This window comes from Seonamhaeicola sp. S2-3 (assembly GCF_001971785.1).
GTDB lineage: Bacteria > Bacteroidota > Bacteroidia > Flavobacteriales > Flavobacteriaceae > Seonamhaeicola.
Genome location: NZ_CP019389.1, coordinates 178,630 through 191,813 on the forward strand (window position 1 = coordinate 178,630; position 13,184 = coordinate 191,813).

The following is a 13,184-nucleotide window of genomic DNA, read 5'->3' on the forward strand; positions in this document are numbered from 1 at the left end:
CCAATTAAAAAAAAATCAAACTTAAGCTGGTAAGCGTTGTAGAAGTGCTTGAACAACGAAAAAACCTTTTTTAAACCCTTTTTATAAGTCTTTTATACCTTTCCTCTTTTACAAAATGCTATTAAAAACTTTTTCTCCTAATTTGCTATTTTGCAATACCTTAATTAGGTATAAAATATTAATACTAAATCGTTTTTTCAAAAACATCCCAAAGTTGATTTGTTATGTCTTCTGTTTCTTTAATTTTGAACTAGCATTTTGAATTAATCCCTCCACGAGTCTAAATAAAAGAAAATAATTTTTATGTATTGAACAGACATAAGGTACATTCAACTTTTATTGGGACACAATTCAACTAAAACTACAGAAATCTATACCCATGTAGCAAAAAGCAGTTTTAATTTTATAAAAAACCCATTAGATTTGTAAGAAAAATAATTATATTTACCGAAATAAAAATAATGTAAATAAACACAATTGTGTTTATTCAATTGTTGTCAAACAATAAAAATTAAGTGTATTTTATTGTCATTATCACAAAACCTTGTGAAAGACCATATTTTCCGCCTTCTAATATATATTCTATCCAACCACTAATACGTCTGCCTGTGTATTTTTTAAGTTTCAGGTCGTACTCTTTAAGTATTATATTATCACCAACTTTATAGTTTCTGTCATTCTTTCTAATTTCCCAAGGTTTTATTCCTTTTTTTACCGCCTCAAAATAATTGGGTGTTATTTTAATTTCGTGCTTCATAATTTTTACAGTTTACAACACAATATAAACAAAATGCTTATTTGGTGTTTGGTTATTAATTATAATTCTTTCTATCGTGCTGGCAAATTCCTTCGGAATTGTGCCGCACTTTATTTATATTTTATCCGTTAGGCACAATTTGACAAACCAATGAAGATTACGATTTTGATATTACTTTTTTCTACCATTTCTGGGTTTAGTCAAGAAATTAAATTCAATCTATTTTTAAAAGATTCTTGTTCAAATAGCATTGAAAGTAGTTTTAACTATCATCTTGAAAAAAATGGAACGGAATATCATATAGCGGAATTTGACAACGGAACAATAATACTTCCGACCAAAGGAGAGTATGAACTTGTCGCTACTGAAATTGGAGAAACACATAAAATTGTGATTGACAAACTAATAAATTCTGACACTTTAATTAAACCGAGAATTGAAGAGTATATTAAAATGACTAATGTTTCTTTTACAAAAAACACGAGTAAAGAAGAACTCAAGAAACTTGGTATAATTCCTAATAATAAGTTTATGAATTGCGATAAGGTTTGTGATGGAATTGAAACTGATTATTACTCAAACGGAACAATTCGACTGAAAGCGGAATTTAAAAGCGGACTTGTAATTGGAGAATTAAAAAGGTATTATCAAAGTGGAAAAATAAAAGAAATTTCTACTTATGACAAAGATGGAATTTTAACAAAAAGGACTCTATTTAACGAAAACGGAGAAATAAAAAAAGAATAAAAACTGTGCCTAACAATGGTAACCGTTGCACAAGCCCATAATGTATCCTAAAATTATAATTAGAAACCGTCTTTTAAAGGCGGTTTCTGTTTTTATACACTTAAAAACTCTGGTGTTTTAAAAGGCTTTAAAAGCATGTTTATAAGGTTGTAGGCTATGGCAGAAAGCTGCATGCATTTATTGGCCTGCAGATTCCAATGGTAATCAATGCTTTTTTGTCCGCTATCCCCATAATATGGGCGCGTGAGTTTATATAGAAATTCTAGGTCTAGCCCCCCTTTTAATCGTCTGTAGAAATTGTGCTCCGGTACGCGTTCGCTTAACCGAAACTATGCGAAGAGCTTTTCTTGAAATATTTTTGTGCCTTGCATTATTAAATATACGAAATTTCTGTATATTTAGCAAGTCTTGTGCAACGGACACACCGTATAAAAATAATGCTTAGTTTAGTGCTTAATCAAGAGTCCGTGCACTTTTGTTACGTCTGATTTTCCTGCGGAAAATCCTCGCACACAAAACCGCACTATTCTTATACATAAACGTTGGCAGTAATTTAAAAACTAAATAAAATTGAAAGCATACTTTTCAAATGTCATTCCTAAAATCAAGCAATTTTCAAAAAAACTTGATGATTTAACATTATTGAAAAATCAAAATTGGGTTTTAATAGATGAATCTAGTGACACCAAAAATGTTTTTATTTTCCGCGATAAAAACCAAGTTTTAATCTCAAAAAACGGAAAAGTAAAAAAAGAAAGCTGGGAATATATAGGAGAAAATAATTTACTAATTGATATTGATGGTGAAAGCTATTTATTCAAACATGGTTTTTTGGACGAAAACATATTTGCATTAAAAATGGATAGTAAAGACAATTATGTTTTTTTGATTAATGAATCTAAATATGGATTTGAAATTAATAGCATCGCAGATATAAATGACTTTTTAATTGAAAATTATTTAAGCAAGAATGACCAAAGCATAAATACACGACTAAATAATAATTATGAAATTAAAAAAGTAAAAAGTAAAAGAGCTTTTTTCGGTCCAATTTGGGATACTTACAAAGTTCGTTTCGATGATAGATTAAAGGGTGAGGTATATGTAAGCAAAACTAGTAAGAAAGCATATTTTATTGACGGAATCAATTACACCTCAGAAATGAAACGATATTATATTAATTCTGAATACTGTATTTCCGCTTTACATCAATTTTTGAAAACAGGTAATATTTTAAAAGAAGGATTAGTTGAGTCGCTAATATCATAATAAAAAAACTACACCTAACACCGGTAACCGTTGCACAAGCCCATAATGAATCCTAAAATTATAATTAGAAACCGTCTTTTAAAGGCGGTTTCTGTTTTTATAGACTTAAAAATCCTGGTGTTTTAAAAGGCTTTAAAAGCATGTTTATAAGGTTGCAAAAGGTATTTTTGAGACTAAAATAAAGCGCCTGTGCCCCTGCTCCGCTTTTAGTACGTTTTTCTATGAATTTCATATATTTTTTAAGATTGTAAAGCTGCATGCATTTATTGGCCTGCTCGATTCCAATGGTATTCAATGCTTTTTTGTCCGCTATCCCCATAATATGGGCGCGTGGGTTTATATAGAAATTCTAGGTCTAGAACCTCTTTTAATCATCTGTAGAAATTGTGCTCTGGTACGCGTTCGCTTAACCGAAACTGTGAGAACAGCTTTTCTTGAAATATTTTTGTGCCTTGCATTATTAAATATACGAAATTTCTGTATATTTAGCAAGTCTTGTGCAACAGGCACACCGGCTAAAGTTCATTGCTACGGAATTTTCTGCCGAAAATTCCTAACTTTTCACTAAGTTTGGTTTACGGCGGAAAGAATCCTGCGGATTTTTCCGCAACGAAACCTTAGCCAAACACGTTGTAGGCAATATGCTAAACCGTTGTAAAACATTTACGAAATGAAAATAGGATACAAAAAGAAACACTTAAATGTGAATTTAATTTTAGGACTCGTATGGTTAATTTGGTTCTTTGTCGGAGTTTTTGAAAAAAAAGAACCGAATTGGACTGACTATGGATGGATTGTAATTTCGATAATGTATTTAGGACTTTACTTCTACCAAAAAAATTACAAATATCTGACCATTGAAAACGGAATTATAAACGTGAATGGACCGTTCGGAAAAAAACTAAATCTGACTGAAATAAAACGGATTAAAAAGTTTGCGGGAGATTATATCTTAAAAACGGACAAAAATGAACTGACAATTAACACTCAGATTATTGACCCAAACTCTCTCGCTGAATTAAACAAGGAATTGGAAAAACTGAATGTGGAATGGAATTAAAAAAACGTTTTACAACAATGGTAACCGTTGCACAAGCCCATAATGAATCCTAAAATTATAATTAGAAACCGTCTTTTAAAGGCGGTTTCTGTTTTTATAGACTTAAAAATCCTGGTGTTTTAAAAGGCTTTAAAAGCATGTTTATAACCTTGTAAAAGGTATTTTTGAGACTAAAATAAAACGCAAGTACTCCAGCTCCGCTTTTAGTACGTTTTTCTATGAATTTCATATATTTTTTAAGATTGTAGGCTATGGCAGAAAGTTGCATGCATTTATTGGTTTGCTTGATTCCAATGGTAATCAATGCTTTTTTGTCCGCTATCCCCATAATATGGGCGCGTGAGCTTATATAGAAATTCTAGGTCTAGAACCTCTTTTAATCGTCTGTAGAAATTGTGCTCTGGTACGCGTTCGCTTAACTGAAACTGTGGGAACAGTTTTTCTTGAAATATTTTTGTGCCTTGCATTATTAAATATACGAAATTTCTGTATATTTAGCAAGACTTGTGCTACAGGCACAATGTGTATAATTCATTGCTAGTTATAGCCTACTTACGAAAGTCCTCGCGGACTTTCTATCTGTGATTTATTTGCTAACTTTAGTGCTTAAACACGCAACGAAATCATACACTAAACCGTTGTAGTGCATTTTGACCAAAAAATAAACTTAATAGCAAAAAATAAACTGAATGAAAAAAATCTTATTGACCTTGACATTTTGCGGACTGACTTTAATTGCGAAATCACAAACCGCAAGTGTAAAACAATCTACCTACGGAATACAAACAGGAGTTTTAGGGATTTGGGCTCATAAAGAGACGAAATTATCAAATCAAATAGCTTTAAGAGCAGAAATCGGAATGGATGCTGGTTTTTGGGGAGGAAGTTTCTATCCTGAAAATGGATATTTAATGACACCTGTAATTAGATTAGAACCTAGATGGTATTATAATCTTAACAAAAGAGTATCTAAATCAAGAAATATTGGCGGGAACAGTGGGAATTTTTTAACATTACAAACAAGCTATAATCCGAATTGGTTTGTAATTTCAAATTATGATAATGTGGAAGTGGCTGACCAAATTTCCATAATACCAACTTGGGGAATTAGACGAAATATTGGAAACCATTTTACATACGAAACTGGAATTGGAATTGGATACAGGTATATTTTCGCTAAAAGTGTCGGATATTTAGAAAATGAAGGAGAAGCTGCTTTGAATTTACATTTAAGAATTGGATACCGATTTTAACGGAATAAAAAACGTTTTACAACAATGGTAACCGTTGCACAAGCCCATAATGAATCCTAAAATTATAATTAGAAACCGTCTTTTAAAGGCGGTTTCTGTTTTTATAGACTTAAAAATCCTGGTGTTTTAAAAGGCTTTAAAAGCATGTTTATAAGGTTGTAAAAGGTGTAGGCTTCCCTTAATTAGAACTGTTTAAATTTCTAATATTATCATATTGACACAAATTTTGAATTTTCGGGGGTTTTGTTCGAGTTTTGTTCGAGAATCCTTCGCCTCAAGTTCGACTGTATTTTTTAAAAATCGATTTTTGTTGAAGCAAGCCCGAAGAAAACTCGAAGAAGATGGGAAGAAAAGTAGGTGTTTATGGCTTTTTTGGGGTAAATTGGTGAGGGTTTTGGGGGTATTGCGAAGCCGATAGGCTGTGGCAATCTCTAAGTTTAAAGAGACTGCTTCGTCGTACCTCCTCGCAGTGACGCGTCTCGATACATTTTCACGACTTACTTTCGTGCCGTGAAAACACTCGACGTGACGAGCTGGGTAATGACATTCCTGCACTAAATTGATAAAGCCTCTCCCCCGTCAGTTCGAGTGATTTGTAAGGTACGAACAAATTGTATCGAGAACGCTTCGTCCTTCCTCTTCGCAGTGACGCGTCTCGATACATTTTCACGACTTACTTTCGTGCCGTGAAAACACTCGACGTGACGAGCTGGGTAATGACATTCCTGCACTAAATTGATAAATCCTCTCCCCGTCAGTTCGAGTGATTTGTGAGGTACGAACAAATTGTATCGAGAACGCTTCGTCCTTCCTCTTCGCAGTGACGCGTCTCGATACATTTTCACGACTTACTTTCGTGCCGTGAAAACACTCGACGTGACGAGCTGGGTAATGACATTCCTGCACTAAATTGATAAATCCTCTCCCCGTCAGTTCGAGTGATTTGTGAGGTACGAACAAATTGTATCGAGAACTCAATTTGTCTTCTCGTAATAGAGTTTATTACCCACAACATACAGTATCCCGTTATGCAAACGCTTACCTTCTACTAATGACATACCATCGTCCACTGTTCATTGCGTCTTTTTGTTTATTTTTTTATATTTATCAGAGTAAACAAAAACCCACTTTATGGCTATCTGTGAGGTGTACCTTACTACGCCATACACAGTGGACGTTGGCAAACATTTGAAAAATGAAGTGGAAAGAAGCATATAAAGTACCATCAAAAGAATATAAATGCGGATTCTGCGAAAGAGAAATCGCGTCTGAACTTGGATTTGCTGCAATCGGAACAGTAAGTGCCAATAAACACGGAAGACACGAATCTTACGAGGGAATTAAAGGCAGTATTTATATATGTTATAATTGTAAAAACCCAACATATTTTGACGAGGATAATGAACAATATCCTGACACAAGTTTTGGAAACTTAATTAAACACATAAATGAAAAAGAAGTCGAAGACTTATACCAAGAAGCTCGTAGATGTATGTCTTCACACTCATACACTTCGACAGTAATGTGCTGCCGAAAATTACTAATGAACATTTCAGTTAGCGAAGGAGCAAAAGAAGGTTTAAGTTTTGTTGATTATGTAAACTATTTAAAAGACAATAATTACATTCCACCAAACGGACTAAAATGGGTTGACGAAATAAGAAAACACGGAAATACAGCAAATCATAAAATCGTTTTGAAAACAAAAGATGAGGCTCTGAAAATATTATTATTTACAGAAATGCTTTTAAAATTCATCTACGAATTACCAAATATGATTAATGATTAAAAAAAACGATTTGCCAACAAAGCACTGTGGTAAAAAACAAGTAAAACTCTATTAATTTTTCGCTAAAGTACTTTCATAAGCATCATCATATATCCATCCTGATTTTGCAATTGTAGAGGCTTATTTTAATAGCGTAATTTAAAAGAACACCATGAACAATAATTCAGAATTTGAGTTTAAATCATATTTTCCAAATTATCAGCTGGAATTTTCATTCAAAAATTGGCTAGTTCAAGATGGAAGTTTTGTAAAAGAAGGTGAAGATATTTATGAATATTCAAAATCTATAATTGTGAATTCACAATTAGCGCTATTAGGAGCTAAACCTAATTACACTTTAATAAGACATAAAGCGGAAAAAAGTGGTTATATAGATTTATACTTTACAAATAAATCTTTACATATTCCAAAAAATCAATTAATGTATGTAATTAGGGAAAATGACAAAAAAAGAATAGATAGAAAATTCATTAATAAACCAACCATTATTATTGATGAATTTAACAACTCTAAAAAAATTATTTGGGAACGAGTTAGTTCTGATTTTCTAATTAGTCGAGGAATAAAATCTAAATCTGATGACTTTAAAACTGAATTAGTTTTCTGTTTCAATTATGAACAAAATAATGATTATTTAGTTTTTTATTTCGATCCCAAACAAATCAAACCAAAGCAAAATGACAAAATAAGTTTACTTTTCGAAAATGGAGAAATTATTGAATTTGTGTTAAAAAATAAACCGACTTTGTCTAAAAATGAATTAAATAATAAAATTTTAGTTTATAAAACCATAATAACAGAAAGTGAATTACATCTATTTTCAAATACGGACTTTAGAAAATGGAAATTAACTCTATCAAGTGGTAAAAGAGAAATATTAGGAGGTGAAATTGGAGGATACAAAAGTTATGAATCTAGAAATAATCTAACTATTGCTATAAAGAAATATGCCAATGATTATATAGATATTGTTCAAAGAACAATTCCTGAACATCAACCTTTAAAAATTAGACAAACATCAAATATTAATGAGTCAAAAAATAAACATTGTTTCGTTTACTTAATGAAAGATAGTACTAATGGTTATTATAAAATTGGGATTTCAAACCAACCAAAATATAGAGAGAGAACATTACAAAGTGAGAAACCCACAATCGAATTGATAATTGCAAAAAAGTTTCCAATTAGAAAAATAGCAGAAAGTTTTGAAAAGTCATTACACGAAACATATGTTGAAAAAAGAGTACGTGGAGAGTGGTTTGAACTTAATCAAATTGATGTCGAACATATAATTGAATCTTTGAAATAATAAACGTTGCCCATAACAAAGCACTATGGTAAAAAACAAGTAAAACTCCATTAATTTTTCGCTAAAGTACTTTTATAAGCATCATCATATATCAATCCTGATTTTGCAATTGCAAAAGCCTGTTTTAGCAACTTATTACACACAGCTATTAAGGCTAGTTTTTTGCGCTTTCCTTTGGCAACAATTCGTTCATAAAGTTCTCGTCAGACTTTGTTGTATTTACAAGCATTAAAACTGCACATAAACAATAACTTTAGAAGCTTTTGATTGCCTATTTTACTTATCCTTGAACGTCCATTTATACTACTTCCGCTTTGTCTGGTTAATGGAGTCAGACCTGTGTATATAATTTATTGCTGGCTTTTTGCTCACTTACGAAAGTCCTCGCGGACCTTATTCGTCTGTAATTATTTAGTAACTTTACTGTTAAACCAACGCAACAAACCTTATACAACAACGATACAATCTATAGAAAAAATATACGAAATAGTAGTAAGATTAAGGCTTGTGGGTTAAATAGAATTTCGGACTTAATTGAAAGTTTAGGCTTTCAAGACCCCCTACTTTTAATACACAAAACCTATAAACTCAACTAATCAAGTTATTTATATCTCCTTAACCATCTCAAAATCATCCATTATAAATCCACTTCCTATATCTGTCACAATTGGTTTCTCTTTCTTAAAACCCATTTTTTCATAGGCTTTTATAGCATTAACATTATTGATATTTACGGTAAGTCTAATACGTTTTAAATTATATGCTTTAGCTTTATTTGCTACAAAATTTAAAGCTGTTTTGCCTATTTTTTTTCCTCTATGCAAATTAACAACATACAATTTGCTTAAAAATAAGGTGTCGGTTTCCTTTTTTATAGAAATATAACCAACGGGAATTTTATTAAAAGAAAGAAGATAATATTCAAAACCGCCTTCTACTTGTTCTTTAATAGCTTTTGCAGATTGGAACTTTTTAAGCATGTAATTTACTTGTGGTAACCCTATAATTGGAATGTAATGCTCTTGCCAAATAATATCGGCTAGGGTTGCTATATTGTTAAAATGCTCTGATTTATTTGCTACTACAATCTCTATCATACACTATTAAATTATGTAAAAAAATATCATAAAAAAATGGCAAATGGCTCCTACTAACACAAATAAATGCCATATAACATGGTTAAACGGAATTTTTTCAATAGCATAAAAAATAACACCACCAGTATAAGCTAAACCACCGGCAAAGAGTAATAAAACAGCATCACTAGATACTAATTTAGAAAAATTAGAAAAATCAAATACAATTAACCAGCCCATTAAAAGATACAATAGGGTTGAAAAAACTTCAAAACGCCCTGTGAAAAATAGTTTTAATATAATACCAAAAGCAGCAATTCCCCAAACAATATAAAAAAGCATCCACCCCAAACTATCATTTAAAGTTATGAGCAAAACGGGTGTGTAAGTACCTGCTATTAAAAGGTAAATACTAATATGATCTACTATTCTATAATAGTGTTTAAGTTTTTCGTTTTTTACAGAATGATATAAGGTTGAAGCGGTAAATAAAACTATTATAGATATGCCATAAACAATAACGCTACCTAAACTAAAATTGGTTTTATGAGTATCAAAAAGTATGAGTAAAACCAAAGCTACAACTCCAAATAAAGCACCAAAAGCATGGGTAGTAGCATTAAGTTTTTCTTCAAAAAGAGATTGTTGCCTCATTACTAATTTTCAGGATTTTTGTTATAAACCCACTTCGTTGTTAATTCATAAAAATCGAAATCTAAAGCCGATTTTTGAGCTTCTAATCTTCCGCTTTGAAAGTTTCGTAATAAAATATCTTCAATTAAATAATCTTCTTTTTCATGTTCTGGATCAAACTCCTTTTTTAACGAAATATCAAACATACTAGCTGTTGTGTTATACCAAAAAGCTCGCCAACCATTACGTAGTTCTTTAACCAAATCAAAAGCTGTTGTACCGGTTTGCCTATGAATTAGTTTTACCAAAATTTGTCCCTCTGTACGCGATAATTTTTTTAATTCATCAGAAAACTCACCTTCAATATACTTTTGTACGCGTTTAGTATAACGTTTTTTGTCTCGTTTCTTTTTTATACTTGCCAACCTTTTGTTCATAGAATCTAAACGCTCTGCAGCTAATTTGGCATATGGGTAAACTTTAATTGTTTTACGTCGCAATATTAAATACCTTATTCTTTCTTCCCTACTATCAAATCTTAGTTTAGGTAAAAGCTTAACCTCATCTAAATCAATTGAAGTTCTAGGTACAGAATCGCCTTCAATAATTATATATTCTATGGTAGAAATAGAATCATTTTCAACCTCATTAATTTGAGCCAATAAAACTGTTGGTAATAAAAAGAAGATGTACTTTATTGAGTTCATTAATCTGTTTCTGAGGCTTTATATTCCAAAATTAACAATTTACAACTTTTAAAACGGTTTTTAATACCGGATATTTTTAGTTTGATTAAATACTACTTTCATTAATATTCTTATTTTAGTGCAAAACTTTTACAAATGGCGAAAAAGCAAATATTAAACAAAAAATCAATAGACTTTTTAGAAAAATATTTAAATAATGCTGCCCCAACAGGATATGAATGGGACGGACAAAAACTGTGGATGGATTACCTAAAACCTTATGTAGATGAATTTATTACAGATACATACGGAACCGCAGTTGGTGTAATTAATCCTAAAGCAAAATATAAGGTTGTTATTGAAGGGCATGCCGATGAAATTTCATGGTACGTTAATTACATTAGTGATAACGGACTTATTTATGTTATTAGAAATGGTGGTAGTGATCATCAAATTGCTCCAAGTAAAGTAGTAAATATTCATACCAAAAATGGTATTGTTAAAGGTGTTTTTGGATGGCCAGCTATTCATACAAGAAGCAGAGTAAAAGAAGAACCTCCAAAACCTGACAACATTTTTATTGATTGTGGTTGTAAAACTAAAGAAGAGGTAGAGAAATTAGGCGTTCACGTAGGATGCGTTATTACCTATCCTGATGAATTTCATATTTTAAATGGCGATAAATTTGTTTGTAGAGCTATAGATAACCGCATGGGTGGATTTATGATTGCCGAAGTGGCTCGTTTACTTAAAGAAAACAAAAAAGAATTACCTTTTGGTTTATACATTACCAATGCAGTGCAAGAAGAAATTGGATTGCGAGGTGCTGAAATGATTACTCAAACCATTAAACCAAATGTGGCTATTGTTACCGATGTAACTCATGATACCACTACCCCAATGATTGAACAGAAAAAAGAAGGTCACTTAGAAATTGGTAATGGTCCGGTTGTAGCCTATGCGCCTGCTGTACAACAAAAATTACGCGATTTAATTATTGATACAGCCGAAGCTAAAAAAATTCCTTTCCAACGTTCTGCACTATCAAGAGCCACTGGAACAGACACCGATGCTTTTGCGTATAGCAATGGTGGTGTTGCTTCTGCTTTAATTTCATTACCGCTTCGTTATATGCATACCACGGTTGAAATGGTTCATAAAGAAGATGTAGAAAACGTAATTAGATTAATTTATGAATCACTTCTAAACATAAAAGACGGAGATACATTTAGTTATTTTGATTAATTAGCTAACAGTCTATGTTTTGTAAATATAACTTAGTTTATATTCGCAGATACTCAACTTATTAGGCTACGTTATCTTTTTTAACATGGATGAACTCATAGACATAGTAGATGCCAATGGTAAACCCACCGGACAAACAGCATTAAAATCTGTAATTCATCAAAAAGGGTATTACCATAACACAGCGCATATATGGTTTTATACTAAAAATGGTGAGGTACTGTTATCTCAACGGTCGGCTAAAAAACTTATTTGTCCGCTCATGTGGGATGTTTCCGTTGCGGGTCATATTGATGCGGGTGAAACACCAGAACAAGCAGCCATTAGAGAAACCAAAGAAGAAATTGGTTTAACTATTTTAAAACCTGATTTAATTAAAATTGGAGTTTTTAAATGCTTTCAAAGCTATGGCAATGGTATTAAAGATAATGAGTTTCACAACACTTTTATCTGTGAATTAAATACTTCATTATCAGAATTAACACCTCAAGAAGATGAAGTTGAAGCTCTAAAACTTGTATCTCTTGATGTTTTTAAAACACTTATTAAAAACATTAATGATAACAATAATCATTTTGTACCATCAAATAAAGCCTATTATGAATTGGTATATAACCATTTAAAAAAACAAGTTTAATTTTTACTTAAAAATTCAAAAGCCTCCTTGCTATAAGAATCTCTCACGAAACCTTAGCAAGGAGGCTTTTTTTGACTAAATTCAATTATAAAATGTTATTTACTAAGTTGTTATTTATAAAGCTTGTTTCAAATTTCACAAAGACATCATCTTTTGCTTGAACTGCTCCTAACATACCTGTTGGAGGCGTTATATTAAACTCTGTTAACTTTAATTGTACTTTACCGTTAAGTGTTACTTTTTGACCACTAATAGCAACATTAAAATTTAAAGGAATTGTTTTTTTAGTACCAGCAATAACTAAATCTCCTAGAGTTTCTAATTCAAAAACACCATTTCCTTTGTCTATTACATTTTTAACTTCAACAAGCGAGTATAATATACTTTTGTATTTGTCTGCTTTTAACGCTTTGGCTGCCGTAGAAGTTATTCCAGGTTTAGCACCTTTTAAGCTTTCAGTTAGCACAGCAAAGGTTAAAGACTCTATGTCACAAGTTTGAAGATTATTAAAACTAATTAATCCATTTTTTGTGTTAGCATCAACTTTCCATCCATGAAGGTTAGAAGAACCAAAAACTGTTAAAAAAGAATTTTCATTTTCTAAATGCAACATTTGGGCTTGTGCGTTATTAAAAACTAGTCCTATTAAAACGATGCAGATGAACAATTTTCGTAAAATATTTATTTGTGTATTCATGACATTATGTGGTTTAATTATAATGC

General features: G+C 31.4%; 15 protein-coding genes and 2 pseudogenes. 9 read left to right on the forward strand and 8 right to left on the reverse strand.

The annotated features are described in order from the left end of the window. Positions 1 to 312: 312 nt before the first annotated feature. Positions 313 to 429 (forward strand): annotated as a pseudogene (locus tag BWZ22_RS16820) (recombinase); the annotation flags it as partial. 82 nt (positions 430 to 511) lie between these two features. Here BWZ22_RS16820 and BWZ22_RS00855 read toward each other — a convergent pair. Further along, a complete protein-coding gene (locus tag BWZ22_RS00855; protein ID WP_076697256.1) occupies positions 512 to 757 on the reverse strand; it encodes a DUF3850 domain-containing protein in 246 nt (81 codons plus the stop codon). 150 nt (positions 758 to 907) lie between these two features. Between BWZ22_RS00855 and BWZ22_RS00860 the strand changes: the two genes are divergently transcribed. Both BWZ22_RS00860 and BWZ22_RS00865 read left to right on the forward strand, forming a co-directional pair. Further along, entirely contained in the window at positions 908 to 1,504 is a 597-nt protein-coding gene (locus BWZ22_RS00860) for a toxin-antitoxin system YwqK family antitoxin (RefSeq protein ID WP_076697259.1), read from the forward strand. A gap of 570 nt (positions 1,505 to 2,074) precedes the next feature. Then, the gene (locus tag BWZ22_RS00865; RefSeq protein ID WP_076697261.1) at positions 2,075 to 2,773 is read left to right on the forward strand and encodes a hypothetical protein; all 699 of its coding nucleotides are present in this window, start codon (positions 2,075 to 2,077) and stop codon (positions 2,771 to 2,773) included. Positions 2,774 to 2,870: 97 nt separating this feature from the next. Here the strand turns inward: BWZ22_RS00865 and BWZ22_RS00870 are convergent, their stop codons facing one another. Next, a complete protein-coding gene (locus tag BWZ22_RS00870; protein ID WP_076697264.1) occupies positions 2,871 to 3,092 on the reverse strand; it encodes a hypothetical protein in 222 nt (73 codons plus the stop codon). A 351-nt stretch (positions 3,093 to 3,443) separates the two neighbouring features. Here BWZ22_RS00870 and BWZ22_RS00875 point away from each other — a divergent pair, with 351 nt between their 5' ends. Next, positions 3,444 to 3,833, forward strand: coding sequence for a hypothetical protein (locus BWZ22_RS00875; RefSeq protein ID WP_076697266.1), 390 nt, complete (start codon positions 3,444 to 3,446; stop codon positions 3,831 to 3,833). Positions 3,834 to 4,105: 272 nt separating this feature from the next. On the opposite strand, the gene BWZ22_RS16705 is transcribed toward BWZ22_RS00875, so the two are convergent. Next, a complete protein-coding gene (locus BWZ22_RS16705) occupies positions 4,106 to 4,300 on the reverse strand; it encodes a hypothetical protein (protein ID WP_198027634.1) in 195 nt (64 codons plus the stop codon). A gap of 222 nt (positions 4,301 to 4,522) precedes the next feature. On the opposite strand from BWZ22_RS16705, the gene BWZ22_RS00885 reads away from it, so the two are divergent. The 3 genes from BWZ22_RS00885 to BWZ22_RS00895 all read left to right on the forward strand — a co-directional run bounded on the left by BWZ22_RS00885 (position 4,523) and on the right by BWZ22_RS00895 (position 8,184). Next, positions 4,523 to 5,086 carry a hypothetical protein gene (locus BWZ22_RS00885; RefSeq protein ID WP_076697272.1) on the forward strand — a complete coding sequence of 188 codons (564 nt, stop codon included), beginning with the start codon at positions 4,523 to 4,525 and terminating at the stop codon, positions 5,084 to 5,086. A gap of 1,195 nt (positions 5,087 to 6,281) precedes the next feature. Next, positions 6,282 to 6,875: a DUF4145 domain-containing protein gene (locus BWZ22_RS00890; RefSeq protein WP_076697274.1), complete on the forward strand. Its 594-nt coding sequence runs from the start codon at positions 6,282 to 6,284 to the stop codon at positions 6,873 to 6,875. A gap of 151 nt (positions 6,876 to 7,026) precedes the next feature. After that, entirely contained in the window at positions 7,027 to 8,184 is a 1,158-nt protein-coding gene (locus BWZ22_RS00895) for a GIY-YIG nuclease family protein (protein WP_076697277.1), read from the forward strand. 50 nt (positions 8,185 to 8,234) lie between these two features. On the opposite strand, the pseudogene BWZ22_RS00900 reads toward BWZ22_RS00895, so the two are convergent. The 4 genes and pseudogenes from BWZ22_RS00900 to BWZ22_RS00915 form a co-directional block, all read right to left on the reverse strand. Beyond that, positions 8,235 to 8,528: pseudogene (locus BWZ22_RS00900) on the reverse strand (transposase); the annotation flags it as partial. Between the two features lie 261 nt (positions 8,529 to 8,789). Further along, on the reverse strand, positions 8,790 to 9,281 hold the full coding sequence (locus BWZ22_RS00905; RefSeq protein WP_076697279.1) for a GNAT family N-acetyltransferase: 492 nt from the start codon (positions 9,279 to 9,281) through the stop codon (positions 8,790 to 8,792). Positions 9,282 to 9,287: 6 nt separating this feature from the next. Then, positions 9,288 to 9,914 (reverse strand): hemolysin III family protein, encoded by a 627-nt coding sequence (locus tag BWZ22_RS00910; RefSeq protein ID WP_076697282.1) that lies wholly within the window; start codon positions 9,912 to 9,914, stop codon positions 9,288 to 9,290. Between the two features lie 2 nt (positions 9,915 to 9,916). Beyond that, positions 9,917 to 10,600, reverse strand: coding sequence for a DUF4294 domain-containing protein (locus BWZ22_RS00915; protein ID WP_076697284.1), 684 nt, complete (start codon positions 10,598 to 10,600; stop codon positions 9,917 to 9,919). 135 nt (positions 10,601 to 10,735) lie between these two features. Here BWZ22_RS00915 and BWZ22_RS00920 point away from each other — a divergent pair, with 135 nt between their 5' ends. Beyond that, the gene (locus BWZ22_RS00920) at positions 10,736 to 11,824 is read left to right on the forward strand and encodes a M42 family metallopeptidase (protein WP_076697287.1); all 1,089 of its coding nucleotides are present in this window, start codon (positions 10,736 to 10,738) and stop codon (positions 11,822 to 11,824) included. 85 nt (positions 11,825 to 11,909) lie between these two features. Then, positions 11,910 to 12,461, forward strand: a complete 552-nt coding sequence (locus BWZ22_RS00925; RefSeq protein ID WP_076697289.1) for an NUDIX domain-containing protein — start codon at positions 11,910 to 11,912, stop codon at positions 12,459 to 12,461. 85 nt (positions 12,462 to 12,546) lie between these two features. Here BWZ22_RS00925 and BWZ22_RS00930 read toward each other — a convergent pair whose 3' ends face one another. Then, positions 12,547 to 13,158: a YceI family protein gene (locus tag BWZ22_RS00930; RefSeq protein ID WP_076697292.1), complete on the reverse strand. Its 612-nt coding sequence runs from the start codon at positions 13,156 to 13,158 to the stop codon at positions 12,547 to 12,549. Positions 13,159 to 13,184: the final 26 nt, after the last annotated feature.